28 protein-coding genes and 1 tRNA gene are annotated in these 23,235 nt (G+C 62.6%); 18 read left to right on the forward strand and 11 right to left on the reverse strand.

What is annotated here, in order from left to right; all coding sequences use genetic code 11:
• The first annotated feature begins 36 nt into the window (after positions 1-36).
• Positions 37-112: transfer RNA gene (locus VF651_10260), tRNA-Thr, on the forward strand.
• A gap of 18 nt (positions 113-130) precedes the next feature.
• Positions 131-1,678 carry a hypothetical protein gene (locus VF651_10265; GenBank protein ID HEX7966090.1) on the forward strand — a complete coding sequence of 516 codons (1,548 nt, stop codon included), beginning with the start codon at positions 131-133 and terminating at the stop codon, positions 1,676-1,678.
• 32 nt (positions 1,679-1,710) lie between these two features.
• Here VF651_10265 and VF651_10270 read toward each other — a convergent pair whose 3' ends face one another.
• A complete protein-coding gene (locus VF651_10270; GenBank protein ID HEX7966091.1) occupies positions 1,711-2,529 on the reverse strand; it encodes a hypothetical protein in 819 nt (272 codons plus the stop codon).
• A gap of 282 nt (positions 2,530-2,811) precedes the next feature.
• Here VF651_10270 and nadC point away from each other — a divergent pair, with 282 nt between their 5' ends.
• Positions 2,812-3,663: a carboxylating nicotinate-nucleotide diphosphorylase gene (gene nadC, locus VF651_10275; protein ID HEX7966092.1), complete on the forward strand. Its 852-nt coding sequence runs from the start codon at positions 2,812-2,814 to the stop codon at positions 3,661-3,663.
• A gap of 80 nt (positions 3,664-3,743) precedes the next feature.
• On the opposite strand, the gene VF651_10280 is transcribed toward nadC, so the two are convergent.
• Positions 3,744-4,325, reverse strand: coding sequence for a hypothetical protein (locus VF651_10280; GenBank protein ID HEX7966093.1), 582 nt, complete (start codon positions 4,323-4,325; stop codon positions 3,744-3,746).
• 184 nt (positions 4,326-4,509) lie between these two features.
• Here VF651_10280 and VF651_10285 point away from each other — a divergent pair, with 184 nt between their 5' ends.
• The 7 genes from VF651_10285 to VF651_10315 all read left to right on the forward strand — a co-directional run bounded on the left by VF651_10285 (position 4,510) and on the right by VF651_10315 (position 12,184).
• Complete coding sequence (locus VF651_10285) at positions 4,510-5,709, forward strand: DUF3142 domain-containing protein (GenBank protein ID HEX7966094.1); 1,200 nt, start codon at positions 4,510-4,512, stop codon at positions 5,707-5,709.
• Positions 5,696-8,029 (forward strand): hypothetical protein, encoded by a 2,334-nt coding sequence (locus tag VF651_10290; GenBank protein ID HEX7966095.1) that lies wholly within the window; start codon positions 5,696-5,698, stop codon positions 8,027-8,029. Before VF651_10285 ends, VF651_10290 begins: the two co-directional genes overlap by 14 nt.
• Before the next feature lie 134 nt (positions 8,030-8,163).
• Positions 8,164-8,754, forward strand: a complete 591-nt coding sequence (locus VF651_10295; protein ID HEX7966096.1) for a YajG family lipoprotein — start codon at positions 8,164-8,166, stop codon at positions 8,752-8,754.
• A 244-nt stretch (positions 8,755-8,998) separates the two neighbouring features.
• The gene (locus tag VF651_10300; protein HEX7966097.1) at positions 8,999-9,709 is read left to right on the forward strand and encodes a VTT domain-containing protein; all 711 of its coding nucleotides are present in this window, start codon (positions 8,999-9,001) and stop codon (positions 9,707-9,709) included.
• A 49-nt stretch (positions 9,710-9,758) separates the two neighbouring features.
• On the forward strand, positions 9,759-10,430 hold the full coding sequence (locus VF651_10305; GenBank protein HEX7966098.1) for an outer membrane beta-barrel protein: 672 nt from the start codon (positions 9,759-9,761) through the stop codon (positions 10,428-10,430).
• A 25-nt stretch (positions 10,431-10,455) separates the two neighbouring features.
• Positions 10,456-10,893: an aspartate carbamoyltransferase gene (locus VF651_10310; GenBank protein HEX7966099.1), complete on the forward strand. Its 438-nt coding sequence runs from the start codon at positions 10,456-10,458 to the stop codon at positions 10,891-10,893.
• 106 nt (positions 10,894-10,999) lie between these two features.
• Entirely contained in the window at positions 11,000-12,184 is a 1,185-nt protein-coding gene (locus VF651_10315; protein HEX7966100.1) for an FAD-binding domain, read from the forward strand.
• A 27-nt stretch (positions 12,185-12,211) separates the two neighbouring features.
• Here the strand turns inward: VF651_10315 and VF651_10320 are convergent, their stop codons facing one another.
• Positions 12,212-12,844, reverse strand: coding sequence for a hemerythrin domain-containing protein (locus VF651_10320; GenBank protein HEX7966101.1), 633 nt, complete (start codon positions 12,842-12,844; stop codon positions 12,212-12,214).
• Positions 12,845-13,059: 215 nt separating this feature from the next.
• Here VF651_10320 and VF651_10325 point away from each other — a divergent pair, with 215 nt between their 5' ends.
• The 3 genes from VF651_10325 to VF651_10335 all read left to right on the forward strand — a co-directional run bounded on the left by VF651_10325 (position 13,060) and on the right by VF651_10335 (position 14,452).
• Positions 13,060-13,509, forward strand: a complete 450-nt coding sequence (locus VF651_10325) for a DoxX family protein (protein HEX7966102.1) — start codon at positions 13,060-13,062, stop codon at positions 13,507-13,509.
• Positions 13,510-13,570: 61 nt separating this feature from the next.
• A complete protein-coding gene (locus VF651_10330) occupies positions 13,571-14,143 on the forward strand; it encodes a DUF924 family protein (GenBank protein ID HEX7966103.1) in 573 nt (190 codons plus the stop codon).
• Positions 14,144-14,269: 126 nt separating this feature from the next.
• Positions 14,270-14,452, forward strand: a complete 183-nt coding sequence (locus VF651_10335; GenBank protein ID HEX7966104.1) for a hypothetical protein — start codon at positions 14,270-14,272, stop codon at positions 14,450-14,452.
• Between the two features lie 12 nt (positions 14,453-14,464).
• On the opposite strand, the gene VF651_10340 is transcribed toward VF651_10335, so the two are convergent.
• The 4 genes from VF651_10340 to VF651_10355 form a co-directional block, all read right to left on the reverse strand.
• On the reverse strand, positions 14,465-14,767 hold the full coding sequence (locus tag VF651_10340) for a hypothetical protein (protein ID HEX7966105.1): 303 nt from the start codon (positions 14,765-14,767) through the stop codon (positions 14,465-14,467).
• Positions 14,768-15,011: 244 nt separating this feature from the next.
• Positions 15,012-15,224 carry a hypothetical protein gene (locus tag VF651_10345; GenBank protein HEX7966106.1) on the reverse strand — a complete coding sequence of 71 codons (213 nt, stop codon included), beginning with the start codon at positions 15,222-15,224 and terminating at the stop codon, positions 15,012-15,014.
• A 245-nt stretch (positions 15,225-15,469) separates the two neighbouring features.
• Entirely contained in the window at positions 15,470-15,826 is a 357-nt protein-coding gene (locus tag VF651_10350) for a hypothetical protein (GenBank protein HEX7966107.1), read from the reverse strand.
• A gap of 230 nt (positions 15,827-16,056) precedes the next feature.
• Complete coding sequence (locus tag VF651_10355) at positions 16,057-16,470, reverse strand: response regulator transcription factor (GenBank protein ID HEX7966108.1); 414 nt, start codon at positions 16,468-16,470, stop codon at positions 16,057-16,059.
• Positions 16,471-16,633: 163 nt separating this feature from the next.
• On the opposite strand from VF651_10355, the gene VF651_10360 reads away from it, so the two are divergent.
• Together VF651_10360 and VF651_10365 are read left to right on the forward strand one after the other, a co-directional pair.
• The gene (locus VF651_10360; GenBank protein HEX7966109.1) at positions 16,634-17,263 is read left to right on the forward strand and encodes a hemerythrin domain-containing protein; all 630 of its coding nucleotides are present in this window, start codon (positions 16,634-16,636) and stop codon (positions 17,261-17,263) included.
• Positions 17,250-17,438, forward strand: a complete 189-nt coding sequence (locus tag VF651_10365; protein ID HEX7966110.1) for a hypothetical protein — start codon at positions 17,250-17,252, stop codon at positions 17,436-17,438. Before VF651_10360 ends, VF651_10365 begins: the two co-directional genes overlap by 14 nt.
• A 52-nt stretch (positions 17,439-17,490) precedes the next feature.
• Here the strand turns inward: VF651_10365 and VF651_10370 are convergent, their stop codons facing one another.
• Entirely contained in the window at positions 17,491-17,751 is a 261-nt protein-coding gene (locus VF651_10370) for a DUF6496 domain-containing protein (GenBank protein ID HEX7966111.1), read from the reverse strand.
• Between the two features lie 27 nt (positions 17,752-17,778).
• On the reverse strand, positions 17,779-18,774 hold the full coding sequence (locus tag VF651_10375) for an SDR family oxidoreductase (protein HEX7966112.1): 996 nt from the start codon (positions 18,772-18,774) through the stop codon (positions 17,779-17,781).
• A gap of 188 nt (positions 18,775-18,962) precedes the next feature.
• Between VF651_10375 and VF651_10380 the strand changes: the two genes are divergently transcribed.
• Entirely contained in the window at positions 18,963-19,391 is a 429-nt protein-coding gene (locus VF651_10380) for a four-helix bundle copper-binding protein (protein HEX7966113.1), read from the forward strand.
• 9 nt (positions 19,392-19,400) lie between these two features.
• Here the strand turns inward: VF651_10380 and VF651_10385 are convergent, their stop codons facing one another.
• A complete protein-coding gene (locus tag VF651_10385) occupies positions 19,401-20,339 on the reverse strand; it encodes an NAD(P)/FAD-dependent oxidoreductase (GenBank protein HEX7966114.1) in 939 nt (312 codons plus the stop codon).
• A gap of 297 nt (positions 20,340-20,636) precedes the next feature.
• Here VF651_10385 and VF651_10390 point away from each other — a divergent pair, with 297 nt between their 5' ends.
• The gene (locus VF651_10390) at positions 20,637-21,113 is read left to right on the forward strand and encodes a lecithin retinol acyltransferase family protein (GenBank protein ID HEX7966115.1); all 477 of its coding nucleotides are present in this window, start codon (positions 20,637-20,639) and stop codon (positions 21,111-21,113) included.
• A 16-nt stretch (positions 21,114-21,129) separates the two neighbouring features.
• Here VF651_10390 and VF651_10395 read toward each other — a convergent pair whose 3' ends face one another.
• Entirely contained in the window at positions 21,130-21,525 is a 396-nt protein-coding gene (locus VF651_10395) for a hypothetical protein (protein HEX7966116.1), read from the reverse strand.
• A gap of 187 nt (positions 21,526-21,712) precedes the next feature.
• Here VF651_10395 and VF651_10400 point away from each other — a divergent pair, with 187 nt between their 5' ends.
• Complete coding sequence (locus VF651_10400) at positions 21,713-23,125, forward strand: AsmA family protein (GenBank protein HEX7966117.1); 1,413 nt, start codon at positions 21,713-21,715, stop codon at positions 23,123-23,125.
• The last annotated feature ends 110 nt before the right edge of the window (positions 23,126-23,235 follow it).

The following is a 23,235-nucleotide window of genomic DNA, read 5'->3' on the forward strand; positions in this document are numbered from 1 at the left end:
TTGACCGCGAGGGGTCGCGGTCAAGAAGGGTAAGTGGCCGGCGTAGCTCAGTTGGTAGAGCATCTGATTTGTAATCAGGTGGTCGGGGGTTCGATTCCCTCCGCCGGCACCAATTTCAGTCACTATCTAAATGGTCGACGAAGAACAGCACAAAAGCATTTTCGATACCTCAAGCTCAGAGGGCGTTACCGAGTCAGAACGTCTTCTTATGCGCCTGTGTCGCAAGTCGTTTTTAAGTTTGTGGTCCTATGCAAATCTTCATACCGATGAGGGAATGCACGGCGAAAATAAAGCTCCCAAAGAATTTGCAGACGTCCTCGTTGTATTTGGCAACGATGTAATTCTTTTCTCAGATAAACACGTTAATTTTTCTGAAACTGCACCACTTGAGGTGGCATGGCCGCGATGGCGCAAGCGGGCTATTGATAAATCAGTAAGTCAACTTTACGGGGCATTGCACTGGCTTAAGCGGTTTCCATCCAAAATATTCCTGGACCCAAGGTGCGAGCGCCAATTGCCTATCGCACTCCCGAGTGTAGAACTAGCTAACTATCACCTAGTTGCTGTAACTCGAGGGACAGCCGAGGCATGCGCCAGGAATTTCCCGGGAAGTCTTGGCACACTTCTTATTAACACTGAAGTGGAAAATATAGCTAGCGAAATACCATTTACTACTGGCAAGCCGGCTGAGGGTAAGCCATTTGTGCATGTATTCGACGAACTGGCTCTCGAAATCGTGCTGAATGAGTTAGATACGATTACTGACTTTGTCAGGTATCTCAATAAGCGTGAACAATTTTTGTCTGATCCAGAAATGGTAGTTATGGCGCCCGGCGAAGAGCAACTCGTCGCCGCATATATAACCAATATGACGGGCGATAAGCATTATTTCGTCTCGAAGTCTGAAGAAGATAAAAAAGCAGATTTAATTGCTTTTGATGAGTCTTATTATGATGGGCTCATCAGCCGCCCTGAATACAAAGATAAAAAGAGAGCAGAGCTAGATAGCTATACTTGGGATCAGCTCATAGAAAAATTTATTAAGATCGGTGATCCCAAAGCAATCTTTCCTGAAATCAATCAAGACACCCATGATACGGAGCAAGCACTTCGGGTGATGGCTTCCGAAAGCCGATTTCGTCGGCGAGTTTTGGTAGATAACCTCAAAGCAACTTTACATGCGGCGGCAGAGAAGCCGACTGCGCGCCGGGCGCGGGTTTTTTCTACACGGCAAGAGCCAAATGTTGCGTATATTTTCTTATTCGTACCAAAGCGTGCAGAAGATACGTATGAGACCTATCGACATTTAAGAGCTGGTCTATTGATGGCCTATTGTCGCTGCTCCAAGCTGAAATTTCCTGATGCCAATATCTTCATTGGGCTTGGATTCGATCATCCGGTGAAAGACTACCCTGGAGTATCGGAGGACTTGGTGGTCCATACCTGGAAGAACTTTGATCAAGAAGCGCGGGCAGAGGCTGAAAATATTAGAAATGAACTCGGAATATTAGGTGATGAGCTTACGTACTATTCTGGGCGTGCGACAGAATTTCCAAATACGAGTAGCTTAGATGAATTTCTCCAAAGGGAAAGGACGACTAAAGCCAAATCGTTAAAAGCTAAACAAAAGCGCAAACGCAAAGAGGCGAAGAGGTCGCGGCGACGCAATCGTAAATGAGTGGCAATCGGCATAGGCCGCCTAATAGCATCTTACTGGATTATTAGGCCTATTTTTTCTGCCGCGTGATAGAGACTGGTTAATAGCTTATCTCCATTCGCCAGAAATGCGGTCGTGTCGGCAATCGTTCTGAGAAAAGAACGCAATTTTGTGGTGTTTGGTTTCTTGGATTTAAGTTCCTCTACGCATTCACTTGTTACTGACAAAGCTTCTTGTTTTGGTGTCTCAGGCATGTTGCTTGAGTTTATGGCTTGGGCAAACTCTTCCAATATAGCTTTAAGTCCAGCAAGATTCTCTGCGTTGTAGGTAACATTGGCGGTGGCATAAGGAGCTTGGATAACCACAAGATTTCCTTGCCCCACCGAATAAGTGTTTCCCTGTGCAGCCGCACCATTCCGAGTACTAACGCGCAGACCATCAGTATATAAGTCTATTTCTGCACTATAGATACCCAGTAATCCTCCTTCATTAATGGTGGTACTTCCCGCGATGCCGCCTGCTAATCCACCATCTGACAGGCGTACGTGGTAAATCCTGTTGGCTTCGCCAGCTATTCCATTTAAATGGAGGCGCATTTGTTCTTTTAAGTCGCTCTCAATTCCGTCATACCATTGAACCTGAAGTGTCGTTAGAACACGTTTAAAAGTGTTCCATACAAATTGTGCTTGTTCTTCCAGTGTTGATCTACAGGCTTGGTCCAAGAGCACTACCATAGCGCCTGATCCAAAGGCTCCCTTAGCCGAAAGTTCATGTATCACAGCAGTACAGCGCTGGTTCATAGCAGCGGAGTATGCAGATTGCTGAGCCTGCACAATTTGGTCAATCCGACTAACAAGCGCCTGGTCGAGCATGGCGGTTTTCTCTCCCTTACTCGAATATACGCTTATGCTCTAAGAACACACAATAAGAAGGGAGACATCAATTACTTCGTGCTTGCGGCCGGCGACGGTGCTGTAGTCGCGGCCGGAGCAGTCCCCGCCGCCTGCTGGAACCAACCTTCGGTGATGCTAAAAGACTTGTCGTAGAGGTCTTTGGCGCCTGCCGGATTGTCGAGATGTCCCACCTTGTGGTTCTTGCAAGCCAGCGTCTTCTTGGTGAACTGCTGCAGGGAGGCCGCATGATAAACTTCGCGAATGTTGCAGCTTCCATCCGACCTCGCCCAGCAGGTCACGACTGCCCTGGCTGAGGACATCGGTGGCGGTGACATCACCGCTCAACTGGTCCCCGCCGCACAGCGGGTCACGGGTAAGGTCATCACCCGTGAGGAGGCGACCTTATGCGGCCGCCCTTGGGTGACTGAGGTATTCCGTCAGCTGGATCCGGCCGTCCGATTGACCTGGCATGCCGACGACGGCGACCGCGTCACTGCGGATCAGACCCTGTTTGAGATCACGGGCCTTGCCCGGCCCGTCCTCACGGGCGAGCGGACCGCGCTTAACTTCCTCCAGCTCCTTTCCGCGACGGCGACCGCCACTCGCCGCTATGTGGATGCGATCGCGGGAACCCGCTGCGCGGTCTGGGATACGCGAAAGACGCTCCCAGGACTGCGGACGGCGCAGAAATACGCGGTTTTGTGCGGCGGCGGCCAGAACTACCGCATCGGGCTCTTCGACCAGGTGCTGATCAAGGAAAACCACATCGCCGCAGCCGGCTCCCTGACGGCCGCGGTGGAAGCAGCCCACCGCGCAGCCGGTGCGCGCAAAGTCAAGGTGGATGTGGAAGTGGAGACGATGGAGGAGTTCGAGGAGGCGCTGCGCGCAGGGCCGGACATCATCATGCTCGACGAGTTCAGCCTGGCCGACATGAGAGCCGCGGTGGCGCTGAACGACTCCAAGGGCCATCGGGTCATGATCGAAGCATCGGGCAGCGTGACGCTCGAGAATGTCCGCAGCGTCGCGGAGACCGGCGTCGACTACATCTCGATCGGCGGCATCACCAAGCACGTCCGCGCTGTGGACCTGTCGATGCGGCTGGCATTTGAATGATCGGGGACAGATCACGGCTGATAAAAAAGGCCGCTCATTGAGCGGCCTTTTTTATAGAAACGATTGGGGACGGGAGCCGATTACTCTCCGGGCTGCGGCGTCGCTGCCGTCGTCGCCGGCGCCGGCTGAGTCCCCGCCGCCTGCTGGAACCATCCCTCGGTCACGCTGAAAGACTTGTCATAGAGATCCTTCGCGCCAGCCGGATTGTCGAGGTGCGATACCTTGTGAGTCTTGCAAACCAGCGTCTTCTTGGTGAACTCCTGCAGGGCATCCTCGAGCCCCTTGTCATGCTGGGTCGGGGGCTCGGAATAGAGGCTCACGTGGTAGTCGTCCGGCTGGTCGGCGAAGGCCTTGAAGCTGATCTGGCGGCGGGCGCTGTCCATTCCCACGATGTCCATCTTCATCCAGCTGAAATCGGGGGTGAGCTTCTTCCCGGCGGCAACCTTGTCCAGGACGCGGAAGCCTTGGGCGGTCATGAACTGCTGGATGGCTTGGTTGGAAGGGGTCTTGCCCTTGCAGTCGAAACTGAAAGCCAGGTCCGCGCCGAAGACGCTCGGCCTGCTGTCGGCGTCCTCAGGCGTCGTATCCGGACGGACTATGATCAGGATCAGTCCGATCACGGCGAACAGCGTGATGAATCCGGGCACTATCCACTTCTTCATCTTCGACCTCGTGGGGGCGTTGAGCCTGTGTGGCGCGGTATTCTCGCATTCTGCGAGCGATAAGGGGATAGACGGTGCCTGCTTCTCAGGCCTGGCGAACCCAGGTCCTCGTGCGCGGTGTTAGTATCTGGGTGGGGAAAGAAGCCGTCTTGGGATGGACTGTTTGGCGACTAAGGGGAATCTGGTGGCGCATGCGTGGCCGCTATGCCTGGCGGCGCTGCTCGCCTGCCTGTGTGTCTCTGCTGCACCCGCTTCCCATGAAGCTTTTCGACAAGATGCCTATATATGGCAGCGCCATTGGACGCCCGCGCTTGATAGTGCCGTGCAAAGGTCCGCCGATGTTGTGGACGGCTGGCGCGTGCTTGCGGCAGAGACCGATGGTCTGGGTCACCTGAGGCCGGTGCAGGCGAATTGGGAGCTGTTGGCCGTGAGCGACCGGCCTGTCACCCCCGTGATTCGCATAGATGGCCAGCTGCAAGACTGGAGCATCGATCGCTTAGTTGCGGATATCGGGTCTGTGGTTTCCGAGTTGCGCGCCACCCATGTCCCCGTAGCGGGTCTGGAGATCGATCACGACTGCGCCACGGCGCGTCTGCCTAAGTACGCCGCTTTCATGAAGGCTTTGCGCCGGGCACTGCCCGATGTCCATCTTTCCATGACGGCACTGCCGGCCTGGATGGAGTCCTCACAACTCGATGCCCTATTGGCACAGGCGGACGAGGTCGTGCTGCAAGTACACGCTGTGCGAGATCCACGCAGCGGCCTGTTCGACACCGGCATCGCGCGGGACTGGATCGAGCGCTTCTCGGTCCGCATCCATGGCCCGTTCCGTGTGGCCTTGCCTGCCTACGGCGTGCGGGTCACCTGGGGCGAGCGCGGCGAGATCGCCGTGGTGGAAAGCGAGATGCCGCGCTTCAGTGCTGGCACCGATGCTGCCGAGCTCATGGCCTCGCCGAGCGAAGTCGCCGCGTTGCTTTCCATGCTCCGGAAGGAGCACCTCGCGCACTTGGCCGGTGTGGTCTGGTTTCGCCTGCCTACGGATGAGGACAGCCGCGCCTGGAACCTCGCCACTTTGCGAGCAGTCATGCAGGGCATGCTACCTGAAGCCGTGGTCTCAGTGGAGTTGCGAGAGAGCAGCACTCCTGGCATGAGCGACGTGTTGCTGGGCAATCCTGGCCCCACTGATGCGGAACTTCCGCAGCGCATCGCGCTTCCGGTGAACTGCGGGGAGGCGGACGGTATCAACGGATATTCCCTGGAGCGGGTAGGTTTGGGCCTCGCGCTCACGCGACTCCAGTCCGGTATCTTGCATGGTCATCATCAGCGCCTAATTGGTTGGGCGCGCTGTACTCAAACCAAGGTAGCTTTCGATGCGCATCCCTAAGCGTTGGTATATCGCTGTCTCTGCCGTTGCTTTCATCGGTGGGGTTCTCGCTTGCGGCCCCGATTTCCCCTGGCAGTTGCTGGATGATCGCAACGTGACTTTGCGTTCGACGCCGGCGAATGACTTCCAGGACGAGATGCCCGCATTCCTGCCCAAGCCGGCGGACCAGCTCAAACCCAATGAAGAATATCTCTTGGAGAGACATTCGTATTACGACGAGAACTGGAATGGGTCGTTGAAGGCGGAGCGCGCCGCAGAGGAAGAGCGGGAACTAAAGACGGAAGCCGAAATAGCTTCGATACGTGTCATGCGCTCTCAGGACAGTGATGACAAGGCCTATGCGGCAGGCGCCGGTCTGCCCGAGGCAGTGCGGCTCTATACTGCAGGCGCCGTGGCGTATCACGGAAATGCCATGACCCAGGCCGCTCGGCGCTTCGAGGCAGTGCTGGCGCTACCGGCGGACCAGCGCAAGTCGCGCGCCACTTGGGCGGCCTTCATGCTTGGACGCATCCATGCTGCGGCTGGTGAGGAGGCTGATGCTGCCAGGTACTTCACCATGACCCGCGAATTCGCATTGCAGGGTGCTCCAGACCCGTTGGGGTTGGCTGTAGCCAGCTATAACGAGGAGGCCGGGATGCACTACCGGTTGGCAGAAGCACTGTTGCATGACGGTGTGCTTCCTGCAGACCAGGCAGAGATTTTCGGTCGCCACATGACGGTGGCTGGCAAGCTCTATGGTGAGGCTGAGGCCCGTGGTTCCCGCTGGAGTTTCAATTCCCTGGTCTGGGTCGCAGGCGAGGTGATGGCGGAACCAGTACGGGTGGAAGCCGCCGCCCGTGACCCATTCATGCAGCATCTCTTGGTGGCCTATACCCTGGGCCGCATACCCGATGCGTCCACCGAACGTAGCGATTACTACTTCGATTACTTCATCGACGGGCACCACCCTTTGGATGCGGCCAGCGGCAAGCCCAACATGATCCTTGAGCCATCGGTCGCGGTACTGGTGGCTGTACTAGAGAAACATCCCGCATCACGGCAGGGATGGGATGGTCTTGGGGCAATCATGTACCGGGCGGGCCGCTATGACCTTGCGGCGAAGCTTGTTGCAGATTCCTCTACGCCCATGGCTGCATGGCTCAAGGCCAAACTCGCCATCCAGAAAGGTGATCTCGCCAAGGCTGCGGAGTTCTATTCCCAGGCGGTGGAATCCTTCAAGTCCACCAAGGCCGGAATCAGCGACTACAATGCCGTATTACTCCAGGGGGAACAGGCTACGCTCGCACTTGCCCGAGGCGAATATCTGGATGCGCTGGATAAACTTTACGCTCAGGGCGATAAGTACTGGGGTGATATTGCCTATGTTGCAGAGCGGATCCTCACTACCGATGAACTGAAGCAGTTCGTGGACACGCGCGGTGCCACGGTCCAGTCGGATCACGTGGTATCCGACGAAGACTACTATGGCATTACCGCGGGTAGCCGGACCGAGTTGCGCGACCTGCTGGCTAGACGCTTGGTTCGTGATGGACGCTACAACGAGTCTTTAGTCTATTTTCACGGCTCGAAGGAGAGTGGGTTCGCCGATCCCCAGGTCCGTGACCATGTTACGGCCTACGCGAAAGCATTAGCCATCGCGGAAGGGAAGGAAGATTCGCTCGCGCGAGCCCATGCCTGGTATGACGCTGGAGTGTTGGCCCGTGAATGGGGCATGGAGATGATGGGCTATGAATCGGCGCCGGATTATTTCTCCGTTCAAGGCTACTACGCCTATGGCTATGGCCAGGAAAAGACGGGCGGCTCCTTCGTAACCGATGACGAGAAACGCCGCTTCAGCGCCAGCACAGCTAAGCCTGACTCGCGTTTCCACTACCGTTTCCTCGCGGTGGATGACCTGCGGAAGGCGGCGGCGCTGGTGCCACCCCGTGGCCAGGCTTATGCAGCCATACTTTGCACCGCCGCCGGCTGGATGTATCACACCCAGGATCAGGCTCCGTTAGGCGACGAGCTGTATAAGCAGTACGTCGCCCACGGTGCTATCGTCGATTTCGCCACCCATTTCGGCAATAGCTGTCCCGATCCGGATTTCACCGAGACTGCGGCGGATGTGACTGACAAGGCACATGCGCAAACCGTGGCCTGGATCGCCGCGCGGAAAGCCGCTGGACACCCTGTAAATCGGCTCAGCTTCATTCAGCGCATCATGGGCAAGATACGTCGGCATATGGGCTTGGCTCTTCTTGCTGTGCTTGGGCTCATGATCGTACTTGCGGGTGCTGCTGCAGCAGGGATCTGGCGGTGGCATTCGAAACCACGCTGATACCGAGAGCTCAATCCAGTTAAATTGTCGGCATGTAGTTATGGGACATTGGGAAAAGATGCTGGATCGGCACGGGTTTTGGTGAAGGTTGTTAATATCAAGAGACCGCAGGATCCCTTTAAGAGGATGACCTTATGAAACGCTATTCCCTGGTCCTGTTGCTGACGTTCCTGGCCTGCGGCTGCGCCCATGCGCCCGCCCCACTGAATGACATCCCGCTCGTATGGGCGCCCACGTCCACCGTCGCCGAGATCGGCGCGATCGACACCACCGGCATGACAGACGTGAAGATCCAGATGGGCGGCTTCACGGACGCGCGCAAGGACACGGCTCTCATCGGGGCGAACCGCGAAGACGGGCAAGACAGGCCCGTTACCACCCGGGATGCCGTCGCCGGTTACGTCACGGACCACTTGCGCGAGACGCTGCAGAAGACCGGCCTCGACGTCGTGGATTCGGGCGGCACCGCGGTCCTGAGCGGCGAGGTCAAGGATTTCTTCGTGACCGAAGTGAACACCTACCACGCGGAGATCACCTTGAGCGTCACGCTGCGCAATGCCGCGGGCAAGACCCTGTGGTCCGGCGTCGTCGGCGGCAGTTCCACCACCTTCGGCCATTCCTATAGCGCGGCGAACTACTACAAGGTGCTGTCCAACGCGCTGGTGGATGCCACGCACACTCTGCTGGCGAACCCTGGCTTCCACGATGCCTTAGCGGCGAAGTGATCGCCGTTGCAAGGGAGAAAATAACCGGGATCGCTTCAGGCCACGCTTTACGAAGCGGCGCAATCCCCTCCCTTGTCACAAAAGAGTCATACAGTTGCCCCCCTCCTTTGAGACGGAAGGGGAGGGGCTATCTTCCGCACCCGTAACCAGCCAGCATCCCTCTGTGAGAGTACCGGTCGTGCGACAGGTTTGGCCGGTGTTAAACCGGGTTTGGCGGAGCGGCCCCCCAAGCTAGACTCGGTGCATGTCCCGTGTAAGTGGCCGTACCGAGTCATGGGGCCCCCGGATACGGCTGGGCCTCATCATCGCCTCGGTCGTGGTGGCTCTGGTCCTGTTTGCCGGAAGCAAGCACTGGCTATCCATAGATGCGCTGCGCAATCACCGCGATGCGCTCCTGCACCTCGTGGAAGGGCGCTATTGGCAGGTCGCGTTCATCATGGCCGGGCTCACCATCACGCTGGTGGGGATGAGCATGCCGGTGACGCCCATCCTGATGCTCCTCTCGGGCCTGTTCTTCAATCGCTGGATCGGCAGCACGTTGATGCTGGTCTCCCTCGCCCTGGGTGCGACGCTCGCGCTGTTGGTGGTGCGCTACCTGGCCCAGGATTTCGTGCGTGCCCGGGTCCAGGACTTCCCGCGCACCCGGCGCCTGCTGAGTAGCTTCGGGCAACATCAGTCCAGCTACCTCTTGTTCCTGCGCTTCGCGCCGGGGATCCCGTTCTGGCTCACCAACATCCTGTATGGCTTGACTGAGATCAGCGCGCTACGCTTCCTGCTGCTGACCCTGGTGGGCCTCATCCCCAGCGTGGTCATCTACTGCAACATCGGCGCGAACCTGGCGCATGTGAAATCGGTCCATGAACTCCTGTCTCCGGGCATCATCGGAGGCCTGGCCCTGCTGGCCGCCCTGTGCCTCCTGCCCGTGGCCGTCCAGCGCTGGCGGCATCGCGCCTGAATCAGGCCTATATGTAGAATAGGACGGCATGTAACGGGGGGTCTGAGCCATGCGTCTTGCTTTCCATCTCGCCATCCTCGCCACCTGCCTGCTGACACCTGCCATCGCGGCGGCAGATGACTCTGGCTGGTATGTGGGTTACAGCGGCGCACAGACCCATGCATCCCAAGCTTCCTATTTCAAGGGCTTCTTCCCTAGGGGGATCGTGCCCTCAGACCCCTCTGTCTCCTCAAGCCTGGATTCCTCGGGCAAGCGCCTCGAAGGAGGCTACTGGTTTACGCCGAATATAGGCGTGCAAGCGGCCATCACGGATCTGGGCCGGTTTTCATTCAAGGCGACGTATGATTCCGGAGGGTTTGTGGGATGCGTCGGCGCGCAGTGTGGTCCCGCCACCATCACCGACTCGCGGATCGAGCCGACCGCGGAGACCCTTGCCCTGACCGGAAGATGGGCGCTTTCCGATGAATTCGACTTGATTGGCCGTGCCGGGGTCTTGTGGGGCAGCACCACGTATGAAGATCAAAGCATCGGCGTCCCTAACGGGCACCCGCGCATAATCGAGGCAAGTCGAGGAGGAACATTGGGCGTCAGTTTGGGGTGGAACTTCACGGATCACTCCGAGCTGCTGCTGGGATGGGACGAGTACACTGGTCTTGGCGGTAACCGCTTCGCGTCATTCAACGTGTCGGCTGTCTCGATAGGCCTGCAATACCACTTCTGACGACACACCCGATGGAGCCATAACCATGCGCTTACGCGCTTTAGCAGCCGCCGTCTTCCTGAGTCTCTTCGCCGTCGCCGCCTTCGCCGCGCCGCCGGGGAAGGACGCCGGCATGCCCTTCAACCTGAAGGCGACCAACCAGGCGTTCCAGAAGAACCCCACCGGCGGCATCCAGCAGATGACGGCGAAGGACCCGAACGACAAGGGCCTCATCGCCGCCATCCGCGCGCGCCTGCTGCAGGAAGCAGAGCGCTTCGGCGATGGCGACTACTCCAGCATCACCAAGGGCGGCGGCAAGCCGATGCCGGGCACCGAGTACCTGCGCGGCATCAAGCACGGCCAGCTCGCCATCACCTACCGCGAGGTACCCGCCGGCGCGGCGGTGGATTACGCGGGCCGCGACCCCGCCACCGTGGATGCCATCCACAAGTGGATCGACGCTCAGATCGGTAGCCACGACTAGGCGCGCTGCAACATATCGGGTTCTATCGGCACACCGATGCAATAGCTGCATTCCGCCGCATTGGCGCATAAGCTGATGCGATGCGCATGGAACGCAGAGCCAGGTCATGAGGATCGCCATCAGCGGCGCCGGCGTCGCGGGGCCCGCGGCAGCGTTCTGGCTGAGCCGCGCGGGCCACGAGGTCACGCTCATCGAGCGGGCGCCCCAGTTCCGCGCCGGCGGCTACATCGTGGACTTCTGGGGCGTCGGCTACGACGTGGCCGAGCGCATGGGCATCATCGGAAAGGTCCGCGACGCGGGCTACCTGGTGCGGGAAGTGCGCCTCGTGGACCGGCAGGGCAGGCGCGTCTCCGGCTTCGACGTGGGTTCCCTGCGCAACGTCACCGGCGACAGGTTCACGAGCCTGCCGCGCGGCCAGCTGGCGCTCGCCTCTTACCACGCGCTGGGTGACAAGGTGGAAGCGCTGTTCGGCGAGAGCATCGTCTCGGTGCAGGACACGGGGCCCGCGTTGCGCCTCAGCTTCGAGAAGCAGTCGCCCCGCGAGTTCGACTTGCTCATCGGCGCCGACGGCCAGCACTCCAACGTGCGCAGACTGGTGTTCGGTCCCGAGGAGCGCTTCGAGAAGCGCCTCGGCTACTACGTGGCGGCCTTCGAGGCATCCGGCTATGGGCCGCGGGACGAGCTGGTGTACATGATGCACTGCATCCCGGGGCGGCAGGTCTCGCGTTTCTCCATGCGCGGCGGCCGCACCATGTTCCTGTTCATCTTCCGCAGCGAATACCTGCGCGGGTCCGAGCCGCACGACACGGCGGGGTTCAAGTCCACCCTCGAAGGCGTCTTCGCCGACGTGGGCTGGGAGACGCCACAGATCCTCGCCGCCATGCGCGGGGTGGACGAGGTCTATTTCGACCGGGTGTCCCAGATCAAGTTGCCCGCCTGGTCCAAGGGCCGCGTGGCGCTGATCGGGGATGCCGCTGCGGCCGTCTCGCTGCTGGCGGGCGAGGGCACGGGGCTCGGACTCACGGAGGCTTATGTGCTCGCCGGCGCGCTACGGGATGCCGACGGCGATCACGTGCGCGCGTTCCGGCACTACGAGCAGACGTTGCGCCGCTTCGTCGAGGCGAAGCAGAAGGGCGCGGAGAATTTCGCCTCCACCTTCGCGCCCCGCACGGCCTTCGGCGTCTGGACGCGTGACCAGGCGCTGAAGCTCATGGCTGTGCCGGCCCTGGCGCGGGTCTTCCTGTCCTCCGCGCTCAAGGACGACATCACGCTGCCGGACTATCGCGCCTGATCCGGGCGATCCGGACCGTCGGGTTGGTTACGGCCTCCCGCCCATCCTGTCGCCGCCCAGGGGCCGGCCCGGCGGCTCGAACAGCATGCTCGGGGTGGAAGCTTCCTCCGGCGAGTCGCAGACCTGCTGCAGGAGCTGGATCTTGAGGTCCAGCAGCTGCACGCCGAGGTCGTCCAGGTCCAGGTCGCAATCCTTGGCCCGGGGGAACATGGTGCCTTCCTCTTCCTTCACGTGGTGCTTGGTGTATTCCTCCATCACCTTCACGTGGGCCTGGCAGTCGATGTCGCTCTCGGCGTCCTCCACTTCGGCGATGAGCTTCTTCAGGCTCTCGTGCTCCAGGCGCGCTTCCGGCACGATCAGCTCGTCCTTCTCCTTGGTCCGGGCCGTGCCCGCGAGCGCGTTCTTCACCGCCGGATAGAAGAGCTCCTCTTCCATGCGCATGTGCAGGCTGAGCGCCAGGCACAGCTTGGAGCTGATGAGCTTCCGTTCCGTGATGGTCTTGGCCTTGGAGTGTTTCTCGTAGAGGTCCGTGGCTTCCTGGTGGTCGGCCTTCAGCAGCGCGATCGCGTCCTTGGGCTTGTCTCTCATCGCCTGGGCGGCCTCGAGCATCTTGGTGGCGACTTCGGAGCGCGGGGCGCTGTTCTGTGTCTCTTCAGCCATGTGGGTGTTCCTCCTCGTTTGGGCGGTCAGTGCAGATGCGGGACCATAGAGGACGCCGGCGCCGTTGGCCGTGAGGTGCACCGCAGAATAACGCTGCCCGCAAGATGACCTCACTATTGCTGCGTTCGCAGAACGTGTAGGTCGGCCCGAGGTCGTTCCTGTAATAAATGTCCCGCGCGGTCGCTCCTGGGTTGGTGCACCACTCGGAGAGATGCATGAAGGACTTTTCCCGCTGGGCTCCCGTCCCGTTGCGGCTGATCGTGGGCTACGGTTTCATGGCCCACGGCGTCGCCAAGCTGCTGCGCGGCCCTGAGCACTTCACGGCCATCCTGCAGGCCATCGGCGTGCCCGATCCGCAGCTCATGGCCTGGCTCACCATCGGTATCGAGGTCGCCGGGGGCTTGGCCGTGATGCTGGGCGCCTTCGTCACGCTGGCCAGCCTGCCCATGGCGGTGGTGCTGCTGGTGGCGATGTTCACCGTGCACCTGCCCAACGGCTTCAGTTCCATCAAGCTCCTGGCGGTGACACCCGGCGGCGCGCAGTTCGGGCAACCTGGCTACGAGACGGACCTGCTCTACCTCGCCTGTCTCGCGGCGCTCGTCCTCGGCGGTCCCGGACCGCTGGCCCTGGACGTGGCCTTGGCCAAGAGGAGACGAGGCGGCTGACCGCGGGACTGTGCCCGGGCGCATGGACGGCTGTGCGCCCGTCCCGTAGATTCTGCGGTGCATGGAACGCTACCGCGAGATACTCGATTTCTGGTTCGGGCCCGGCGCGGGCCCCAAGTTCTGGTTCGGCGCCGATGCCGCCACGGACCGCGTGGTGCGCGAGCGGTTCGCAGGCGACCTCGAGGATGCCGTCGCCGGCAAGCTGGATCCCTGGGAAGATTCGCCCGAGAGTGCGCTGGCGCTGGTGGTGTTGCTCGATCAGTTCTCGATGCAGCTCCACCGCAAGCAGCGGCGGGGCTACGAGCTGTCCGCCCTGGCGCTGCCCGTGGCCGAACGGGCGATCATCAAAGGCTTCGACCGGCAGTTGGATTGCGCCCGGCGCGGCTTCCTCTACATGCCCTTCATGCACGCCGAGGACCTGACGCATCAGGAGCGCGGGGTGCAGCTCTTCTGCACGCTCGTGCAGGAATGCGGCCCCGGCGACCAGGAAGCCAACACGGGTTTCCTGAAGTACGCCCGGCTGCACCGTGACATCGTCGCCCGCTATGGCCGCTTCCCGGGACGCAACGCCGCCTACGGGCGTGAGAGCACGTATGCCGAGCGGGTGTATCTCGATGAGGGAGGGTACTTCTAGGCGCGCCCGTGCAGCATCCGTGACCTGGCTCAGGTGCTTCGGGTTTGTGGTGGCCCGCACAGATTCACGCGGTGCCCGCCCGTAGATTTTGTGGCATCACGCAAGGAAGCTACGAGGAACGCCGCCATGCCGAAGGATGATGTAATCGGGCGCAAGGTCCGCGCCGTCAAGGATTGGATGTCGAAGGTCACGCACCAGGTCACTGCATCCGGCAACACCGACGCCCGCAGTCCCAACGGCGAGCGCCGCATCCGGGACGTGGGCCGCCTGCCGGAACGCCGCGGTACTGACCGGCGCGACATCGTCTGAGGCCTTGCAGCCTCAGAGCAGGTCCGGGTGGGGGAAGTCCTGGTAGCCCTTGTAGATCGTGAGGGCGGACATGCTCGCCTGGACCGGGCGCGGGGCACGCTGCGTGCGCGGCTTGAACGGCTTACCCGTGTGGCCGGCCTTGGCCTTGTTGGTGACCAGCCGCCCGTTCTGCATCATTTCGCCGAGATAGCGTCCCGTGGGACAGAATATCTCGTCGCCCACGCGGTGGCCTACGTGCCGGCCGCTGTAAGTCCAAAGGTCGTTGCCCATCCAGTAGCCGAAGCACTGGCCCGACCAGGTCCATATCCAATCCATCTTCGCGATCCTTCAGCCACGGAAGGGTGCTTTTCGCTCTCGTTATGGCGGGCATTCTAATAGATATTTAGTGTACTAATAGAATCGTACGACATTTTTTTAGCGAGCGGGTGGGCCGCGCCCCGCGGGGACATCTGGGCTCACCAACGAGGGATCGAGCTTGCCGTCTTGGATCAGCTTTATCAGCAGCTGCGGGCCGCGGACAGGCGTCCGCGGCCCGCGTCCTCACACACTGATGTGCAGCTTATCTGCCGCCGCTTCCGCTGCCATGGCTATGCTGGCCGCCCCGGCGCTGGGCATCCTTGTCCACCGCCGCACCGCTGGCGTTCGAGCCGCTGTGGGAGCCGCTTCGGCCCGAGGCGCTGCGGCTGCGTGAGCCGCCGCGGCTCTGGCTCGAACCGCTTTGGCTGCGGCCGGCCGCCTGCATGGGTTTGCCGCCGTTCTGTTCATCGCTCATCGTGCATCTCCTCTGTCGTGGGCAGCCTTGAGTGCCCGCCGTGCGAGCCGCCCGTGCGCATCAGCGTGTGCGCATTCTCGTCCTCCTCGCCGGAGCGACTGTGAAGCGTTCCGCGGTCTCTGGACGACATGTGCAGATGTGATGCGTACGTGCCGCTGATGGGGTCATCCCAAATGCGGGCCGCGGACAAACGAAAGCCGGTGGACTCGCATCCACCGGCCCCGTGCGCACGAGCGCGGTGAGGCTTAGCGGTTGCTTCCGCCTTGTCCGCCCTGTCCGCCGCCGCCATGGCTGTGCTCGCCGCCGCGACGCTGGGCCTCTTTATCCGTCGCCGCACCGCTGGCGTTCTGGCCGCCGTGGGAGCTGCTCCGGTTGCTGCCACTCTGGCTGCCGCTGCGGCTGCTGCCGGACGAACCTTCATCCTCGTCTTCCGATGAAGACGCGGCGCTCTGGCTCTGGCCGCCATGGCTGTGCTGTCCGCCCCGCCGTTGGGCTTCCTTGTCCTGGCTCGCGCCGCTCTGGCCGCGGCCGGCAGCTTCCACGCGGGAGCTCTCGTCGGACTCGTTGCTGGTCTGGTTGTTGCGGTCTTGCTCTGTGTTCATCTGAATTCCCTCTCGTCTGGGCAGCTTGCGGTGCGGTCCTAAAGCGGCGGCTGCCGGCGCCGCTGGACCACGGCCCGGCATGGAACCGGGCGTCCTCGCATTCTGCTCGGCGTGGATGCCAGAAGTGTGAACCGGCGCGCAGTCCCGGCACGACACATGCAGATGTGAGGCCAGTGCAACCTGGATGGGGTGTTCCTAAACTTGCGTAGGCGACTGGAAGTGAGGGGCGTTCAGCGCGGGTACTGGTCGAGATGACGCAGCACTTCGGGGATGCGGTCGAGCTGGCGCTTGGAGAGATAGCCGTCCGCGCCGGCCTTGGAAGAGATCTCGGCGAACACGTGCGACTCATGCCATGAGAGCACCACCACGCGCGGTGGCTTGTGGCGCGCTTTCAGGGCCTTCGCCACGGCTGCGCCGGTCATGTCCTCCATGTTGAAGTCCGAAAGCACGAGCTGCGGCTCGAGCTCGCTCGCGAGCTTCAGCGCTTCCCAGCCGTTGCGCGCCTGGCCCACGATCTCGATGTACGGTTGCTGTTCCAGGAATGCCGCGAGGGAGGAGAGGAAACGCGCGTTGTTCCCGACCAGCAGCGTGCGCAGCCTGCGGCCTAAGCGTTCCGTGGGTTCGTTCGCCGGTGTCGTTTCCATGGTGGGATTCTTTCCGGGATGCGTTGACGCTGCAAATCTTCTTGACATAGTGGCACTGTGTCCGCTCGGCATCATGGTTTGTGTGGGACCGCACAGACGCAGGCACGACATGCCCGTAGATTCCCTGGCTCACCTTTCCGTCGGCCGACACGAGGATAACCCCATGCCCCGCAAGAAGACGCTCCGCTCCAAGGTCACCGAGAAGATGTTCGAGGCCGAGAAGTCCCGGCCCAGCGACGCCATCGAACTGCTGAAGACCGACCACAAGGAGGCCACCGCTCTGTTCAAGAAGTTCTTCAAGGCCCGCACCGCCGCCCAGAAGAAGGACTTGGTGGGCGAGATCTGCCTGGCTCTGAGCATCCACATGCGCATCGAGGAAGAGATCTTCTATCCCGCCGTGAAGCAAGCCCTCGGGAAGGACGACAAGGAACTGGTTCCCGAAGCCCGCGTCGAGCATTCCAGCCTCAAGAAACTTATCACCGAAGTGGAAGCCGCGGAGCCGGACGAGGAGTTCGATGCGCGGGTGCAGGTGATGTGCGAGTACACCAGCCACCACGTCAAGGAAGAAGAGACCAAGATGTTCCCCAAGGTCCGCGATACGGACGTGGACCTCGAGGCGCTCTGCCAGAAGCTCCTGCAGCGCAAGCTCGCGCTCATGGACAGCATCGCCAGCAAGGCCTCGGGCCGCGCCAAACCGCCGCGCCCCAGCAGTCTGTTCAAGGGCCGTGGCGCACGCGGCAGCGCGCGCAGCAGCTCCAGCCGCAGCACCGGGCGTTCCCATGCCAGACATTGAGCGCGGCATCCGCACCGTGAAGGGCTGGCTGCTGAGGGCCACCCAGAAATCCAGTGTGCAGGAGAGTCCGTCGACGCGCGGCGCCGGCGAACGCCGCTACGGCCTCGACGATCGGCGCGGCCCGCCGCGACTGAATGCCTCTGATCGTCGAGACGGCCAGCCGGGCGTCGGCTAGCGATGGAGAAGCAAGCTGGCCGTCTCATCGCGACGGCCAGCTTGGTCCTTCCTTAAGACCGTTTCTTCCGGCGGCCACCCCGGGATTTCTTCTTGCGCCCGCCCGATTTCTTCTTGCGCTTCGGCGGCACTTTCTTGCCTTTCTTGCGCGCCTTGGACAGGCCGATGGCGATGGCCTGCTTGCGCGACTTCACCTTGCCGCCGCGTCCGCCCTTGCCGCTCCTGGCCTTGCCGCGCTTGGCGCGGTGGATCTCGCGGCCCACGTCGCTGCGTGAGCTGCGGGAGTACTTGCGGCGCTTCTTCTTCCTTGCCATGGTCTCTTCCTCTTTGCTGCCTCGAAATCAGCCTCCCTTGTATCCTCCGATGATCGGCAGGATCTCACCCGTGATGTAGCTGGAGCAGGCGGGCGCCGCCAGGAACACGTAGGCCGGCGCGATCTCCTCCGGCTGCGCCGCGCGCTTCATGGGCGTGGACTGGCCGAACTTCGCCACGCCCTTGCCGCCGCTGTCGGCGGGATTGAGGGGCGACCACACCGGCCCCGGGGCCACCGCGTTCACGCGGATGCCCTTCTGCACCAGGTTCTCCGAGAGGGAGCGGGCCAGCATGTGCAGGCCGCCCTTGGTGGCGGAGTAGGCGAGCAGGTCGCTGTTGCCCACGAGCCCGGTCACCGAGCCCGTGATGATGATGGAGCTGCTCCCGGATTTCATGTGCGGCACCGCCGCCTGGCACATGAACACCGTGCCGTAGAGGTTGGTCTTCATGTGCATGTCGAGGGCCTCCTCCGTGAGATCCTCGAGCTTGGTGCTGTGCATCTGGAAGCCGGCGTTGCTGACAAGGATGTCCACGCCACCCAGTTCCGCCACGGTCTTCTTCACGGCCTCCTCGCAGAACTTCTTGCTGCGCACGTCGCCGGGGATCAGGATCGCCTTGCGGCCCTCCTTCTCCACCGCGCGCTTGGTCTCCTTAGCATCGTCGTGCTCGTCCAGGTACACGATGGCCACGTCCGCGCCTTCCCGCGCGTAGAGCACCGCCACGGCGCGGCCGATGCCGGAGTCGCCGCCGGTGACGATCGCCACCATGTCCTTGAGCTTCTCCGAGCCCTTGTAGCGCGGCGCGTCGTACATGGGCTCGGGCTCCAGCCGTGACTCGTGGCCGGGTTTCTTGTGGTGCTGCTGCGGGAACGAGGAGGGGTACTCGCGCATGCCGGTCTGGACCGCATGCTCCTTCTCCCGCTCGCCTGAACGGGATTCGTCCTTCCGGTCGACGTCTGCCTGGATGCGGCGGTGCTGTTTCGCGACCTTGTCGGGGTCATGGGTGCGGGTGCTGTTCTGTGCCATCGCTTGCTCCTCTTTGTCCATGGTGGCGCGTACGTCAGGAAGTCTGCGGCGACGGCGGCGGCGATGCTGCGAATCAGCCGACAAAAAGCCGAACAGCACTTCCGTTCACACCCTTAGGGTCTCTACCGCATGCGAGGGGCGCCGGCCGGGGCGTACGATGCCGCTTTGAACGCATTAGGAGCAGGCACATGGAACGACAGCGTGAAGCCGGCAACGCCGGAATCGGCGGCAACATGCGCGCGGCGGTGGAGGTCGCGAACCGTTGCCGCGACGTGTGCCTCGGCACCGCCGTCAACTACTGCCTGCGGGAAGGCGGCGAGCATGCGGAGCAGGCGCACCTGCGCCTGATGCTGGATTGCGCCGAGATCTGCCGCACCGCGGGCACTTTCATGCTGGTCGATTCCCCCTACCATCAGGACGTGTGCGCCGTCTGCGCCGAGATCTGCGACGACTGTGCCCGCGAGTGCGAGGACATGGAGGGCATGGAAGCCTGCGCGCAGGCTTGCCGCGACTGTGCCGAGAGTTGCCGCCAGATGGCGGACGCGGAGCCGCACCTGCAGACTGCCGGCGCGGTGGCCCGGGCGCGCCGCCGCGGCTCCGAGGCGCACGACGTCTGAATCCGGCGCTCAGGGGTCAGCGCGGTCCTCGCGGCGGGATGCCTCCCGCAGCCGGTTGTGCATGGTGGTGGCCGCCACCGCGGCCTGGCCGATGGCCACACTGATCTGGTTGAGCCCCTGCACCACGTCACCGGCCGCGAAGCAGTTGCGCACCGAGGTCTCCTGGTGGCCGTCGGTCACGATACGCTGGTCCTCGCCGATCTCCACCTGCAGGCGCGTCGCCAGGTCGTTGCGCGGCGTGCAGCCCATGGCTGAATAGACGAGGTCGAAATCCAGCTCATGGCCGCCGGTGAGGGTGAGGCGTATCCGGCCGCCTTCCGTGTCCGCCGCGAGCTTCGCCAGCGGCTGCTCTATGACCTGCACCTGCCGGTCCTCCAGCCGCAGGTACGCAGGACTGCCCGGGTCCACTTGGATCCCTTGGGTCAGGACCGTGACGCGGTCGCTGAAGTCCCGCAGGAAGTCCGCCTCGCCGAAGCCGCTCTCGCCGGAGCCCAGCACCAGGATGTCCTTGCCGCGCGCTTCATAGGCGTCGCAGACGGGACAGTAACGCACCAGGCCGTCCCGCACCGCATCCACGAGGTCCGGCAATTCCGGCTTCACGTCCACCACGCCGGTGGCTAGCAACAGCGTGCGTCCATGCACCGGCCCCATGCGCGTCTCCAGCATGAACGAGCCGGGCACCTGGCGCGCGTCCTCGACGCGGGTGTGGTCGATGCGTCCACCCGCATCCAGCACTTGCCGGCGCATGCGTTCCAGCAGCTCCGGCCCCTCGATGCCCTTCGGAAAGCCCGCATGATTGTGGGTGACCGGCACCCAGGCGGCACGGCTCTCTCCCGAGTCAAGGACCCGCACACTGCGGCGGAACCGCGCCAGGTAGTAGGCGGCCGCCAGGCCGCCCGGCCCGCCGCCCACGATCAGCGCATCGAAGAGCTTTTCTCCGTCTTCCATGCCGCGAGGTTAGGGCGGCTGGCGACTCCTCCGCCACCATTCGCTCCATAACGCGACCCTTAAGGCTTCCACCGCATCGGCAGCGCCGGGCATGCGGAGTAGCATCGGTCCTTTACCAGGAGCAGGACATGGCAGCGGGAACGGAGAAGCAGCAAGGGCCGCGCAATGGTGCCGACATCCTGGTGGAGACGCTCATGGCCTTCGGCGTGCGGGAGCCGTCCCGCATGCCGCTGCAGCTCTAGGCATTACAGGTCAAATCGGCTCAGCAATACACGCGCCACTGCCTATACTCGTCCCATGTCCACCGTGTTCGATCCCGAATGGCTGCCGCTGGAGCGGCACATGATCGCAGGTCTCAAGCCCGGCGACGTGCTGCGCCGCTGGAAGACCGGCGTGTGGCACCTCGGCATCTACCTCGGCGACGGCAAGGTGCTGCACAACGTGCCCGGCGACTCCGTCGGTGAGCGGCTCACCTCCTACCACACGTTCGCCAGCGGCAAGGACGTGCAGGTGGCGCGGGGGTATCCGGCACTGCGTGCCGAGGTGATGCAGCGCGCCACCGAGATCCTGGAGAACCCGCGCGCCTACTCGTACATCTGGCGCAACTGCGAGCACACTGCCTACGAGATCATGGAGGGCCAGCCCCGCAGCCCCACGGTGCAGCGCGTGAACGGCGTGTTGAGCGTGATGGTGGTCGTATCGCTCACGGCGCTGGCGTACAACTTCCGCCGCGAGATCGGTTCCGGGTTGCGGCGGTTCGGGCGCGGGTCCTAGTCCGGTCGCGGAAGGCTCACTTGGTGCCGAGGTCACCCGGCCAGCTGCGGGGAAGGCGGGAGAGCAGGTCGAGCGCACTCTGCCTCGACCAGGCGTTGGAGTGGATCGGCCGCAGGGCGCGGGTATCCTGGTGTTCCCTCACCGGGACCGGTTGCTTGGGCGCGATCTCGGGCTTCTGGCGCCGCAGGGGGCGTTGCGGTCCGGTCGCGGGGTTCTCCGAGAACGCCACGCAGCGGCCATCCTTGTCGCGCAGCCAGCCCCTCTCGAACCAGCCCAGCAGCACGCCACGGTAGGAATAGACCGCGTCCGCGTCCATGTAGGCGACGGCCTCGCCGGTGAAGAGGAAGATGTGCACCTCATCATCGCTGTATGCGATGGCTTGGCCGCTCTGGTCGTAAAAGACTATCTGCACGTGCCCCACTCAGCGAGATCTGCGGCGGCCCGCCCATAAGGGCGGCATCGCAGACATGATACGCGATGCTACCGGGCCTGAAAATTTGACAGGCCATTTAACCGTTGCGTCGGACCGCTGATGCATTCGGCGCGAATGCGGCGGAAATCACGGACACGGCGTGCGGCGCATAGCAGCATTCATGCGCATGCGCAGGCCCCTCAAGTACCTCTCCATCGCCCTCGTCAGCCTGCTGGCGCTGCTCCTCCTTGCGACGCTGGGCCTCGCGCGATACGCGCGCACCGGCGCGTTCCATGCCCGCATCGAGACCGCCGCTTCGCGGGGGCTGGGCATGGAGGTGAGGGCAGGCGCGCTGGGCCTGGGATTCCTGCCTACTCCCCACTTGACCCTGCACGATGTGCGCGTACGCAACCGCGGCGTGGACGTCGCGGCCATCGACGTGATGCATGTGCGGTTCCGGCTCTTCCCGCTGCTGCAGCGGCGAGCGGAGCCCGCGACCCTGGACCTCGATGGGCTGCATCTCCTGGTCAAGAAAGGCGAGGACGGCATCCTGGACCTCGTGCGCAGCCAGCCTCCCGCCCACAAGCGCGCCCATGGGCCCATGGAGATCCGTGTGGAGGATGCCAGCGTCCGTTACGAGGGTGCGAAGACCGGCGCCTGGGTGGAGGCGGTGGGCTGCGAAGCGCGTGTGCACGACGTGCGCACCGAGATGCCCGACGGCCGGCCCGGGCTGCAGCGCGTGAGCCTCACCGGCGACATCGCCTGCAAGCAAGTGCGCGCTCCCAAGTTCGCCGGTACCGACCTCAAGGCCGGCATCTCCGCCGGCGGCGGCGTCTATGCCTTCGAGCCCGTGAGCCTGCAGGCCTTCGGTGCCGAGGGCCGCGGCAGCCTGCATGCCGACGTGGTGCAGTGGCGCTACACGGTGGATCTCGCCGTGCCGCAGCTGGACGTGGCGCGGTTCATCAAGGATATGGGTTTGCGCCAGCTCGGGGAAGGCAGCGTGGCGTTCGCGGCGGACATCGCGGCCCAAGGGAAGGACCGCGACGAGGTGGTGAAGAGCGCCTCCGGCAGCCTGTCGCTCCAAGGCAAGGAACTCAAGCTGGAAGGCTACGACCTGGACGGCGAGCTCAAGCGTTTCGAGCACAGCCAGCGCTTCAGCCTGGTGGACATGGGCGCGCTGTTCTACGCCGGCCCCCTGGGACTCGCAGCCACCAAGGGCTATGACTTCTCCCGCATCAAGGGCCCGGGCGGCGGCACCAGCCCCATCCACGTCCTGCTCTCGGACTGGAAGGTGAAGCACGGCGTCGCGACAGCGAGCGATGTGGCCATGTCCACCGATACGCACCGCATGGCGCTGCAGGGCAAGCTGGACTTCAACAGCGAGAGCTTCAACGGCGTCACCGTGGCGGTGGTGGACGCCCAGGGCTGCGTGATCGCGCGGCAGGACATCTCGGGCAGCTTCACGCGACCCAAGCTCGAGAAGCCCGACATCCTGGCGGCCCTCACCGCGCCGGTGCGGCGGCTGGTCAACAAGGGGGAGAACCTGCTGACACAGCGGGGCTGCAAGGCGTTCTACTCCGGATCCGTCAAGCCCTACTAGCGCGCTGTTGAAGATCCGATACGCACGTGAGGGCAATCCGCGATCGAAGCCGGGCCTTCACCCGATGTCGTTATGTGACATGCGCCGATACATTGGTCGCCAGCAGCAAG

The sequence above is a fragment of the Gammaproteobacteria bacterium genome (assembly GCA_036383255.1).
Classification (GTDB): Bacteria; Pseudomonadota; Gammaproteobacteria; order Natronospirales; family REEB76; genus DASUBN01.

Coding starts and splice junctions, on each gene's coding strand:
- VF651_10265 (HEX7966090.1), top strand. CDS start 131: ATGGTCGACGAAGAACAGCACAAAAGCATTTTCGATACCTCAAGCTCA.
- VF651_10270 (HEX7966091.1), bottom strand. CDS start 2,529: ATGCTCGACCAGGCGCTTGTTAGTCGGATTGACCAAATTGTGCAGGCT.
- nadC (HEX7966092.1), top strand. CDS start 2,812: ATGTTGCAGCTTCCATCCGACCTCGCCCAGCAGGTCACGACTGCCCTG.
- VF651_10280 (HEX7966093.1), bottom strand. CDS start 4,325: ATGAAGAAGTGGATAGTGCCCGGATTCATCACGCTGTTCGCCGTGATC.
- VF651_10290 (HEX7966095.1), top strand. CDS start 5,696: ATGCGCATCCCTAAGCGTTGGTATATCGCTGTCTCTGCCGTTGCTTTC.
- VF651_10295 (HEX7966096.1), top strand. CDS start 8,164: ATGAAACGCTATTCCCTGGTCCTGTTGCTGACGTTCCTGGCCTGCGGC.
- VF651_10300 (HEX7966097.1), top strand. CDS start 8,999: ATGTCCCGTGTAAGTGGCCGTACCGAGTCATGGGGCCCCCGGATACGG.
- VF651_10305 (HEX7966098.1), top strand. CDS start 9,759: ATGCGTCTTGCTTTCCATCTCGCCATCCTCGCCACCTGCCTGCTGACA.
- VF651_10310 (HEX7966099.1), top strand. CDS start 10,456: ATGCGCTTACGCGCTTTAGCAGCCGCCGTCTTCCTGAGTCTCTTCGCC.
- VF651_10315 (HEX7966100.1), top strand. CDS start 11,000: ATGAGGATCGCCATCAGCGGCGCCGGCGTCGCGGGGCCCGCGGCAGCG.
- VF651_10320 (HEX7966101.1), bottom strand. CDS start 12,844: ATGGCTGAAGAGACACAGAACAGCGCCCCGCGCTCCGAAGTCGCCACC.
- VF651_10325 (HEX7966102.1), top strand. CDS start 13,060: ATGAAGGACTTTTCCCGCTGGGCTCCCGTCCCGTTGCGGCTGATCGTG.
- VF651_10330 (HEX7966103.1), top strand. CDS start 13,571: ATGGAACGCTACCGCGAGATACTCGATTTCTGGTTCGGGCCCGGCGCG.
- VF651_10335 (HEX7966104.1), top strand. CDS start 14,270: ATGCCGAAGGATGATGTAATCGGGCGCAAGGTCCGCGCCGTCAAGGAT.
- VF651_10340 (HEX7966105.1), bottom strand. CDS start 14,767: ATGGATTGGATATGGACCTGGTCGGGCCAGTGCTTCGGCTACTGGATG.
- VF651_10345 (HEX7966106.1), bottom strand. CDS start 15,224: ATGAGCGATGAACAGAACGGCGGCAAACCCATGCAGGCGGCCGGCCGC.
- VF651_10350 (HEX7966107.1), bottom strand. CDS start 15,826: ATGAACACAGAGCAAGACCGCAACAACCAGACCAGCAACGAGTCCGAC.
- VF651_10355 (HEX7966108.1), bottom strand. CDS start 16,470: ATGGAAACGACACCGGCGAACGAACCCACGGAACGCTTAGGCCGCAGG.
- VF651_10360 (HEX7966109.1), top strand. CDS start 16,634: ATGCCCCGCAAGAAGACGCTCCGCTCCAAGGTCACCGAGAAGATGTTC.
- VF651_10365 (HEX7966110.1), top strand. CDS start 17,250: ATGCCAGACATTGAGCGCGGCATCCGCACCGTGAAGGGCTGGCTGCTG.
- VF651_10370 (HEX7966111.1), bottom strand. CDS start 17,751: ATGGCAAGGAAGAAGAAGCGCCGCAAGTACTCCCGCAGCTCACGCAGC.
- VF651_10375 (HEX7966112.1), bottom strand. CDS start 18,774: ATGGCACAGAACAGCACCCGCACCCATGACCCCGACAAGGTCGCGAAA.
- VF651_10380 (HEX7966113.1), top strand. CDS start 18,963: ATGGAACGACAGCGTGAAGCCGGCAACGCCGGAATCGGCGGCAACATG.
- VF651_10385 (HEX7966114.1), bottom strand. CDS start 20,339: ATGGAAGACGGAGAAAAGCTCTTCGATGCGCTGATCGTGGGCGGCGGG.
- VF651_10390 (HEX7966115.1), top strand. CDS start 20,637: ATGTCCACCGTGTTCGATCCCGAATGGCTGCCGCTGGAGCGGCACATG.
- VF651_10400 (HEX7966117.1), top strand. CDS start 21,713: ATGCGCAGGCCCCTCAAGTACCTCTCCATCGCCCTCGTCAGCCTGCTG.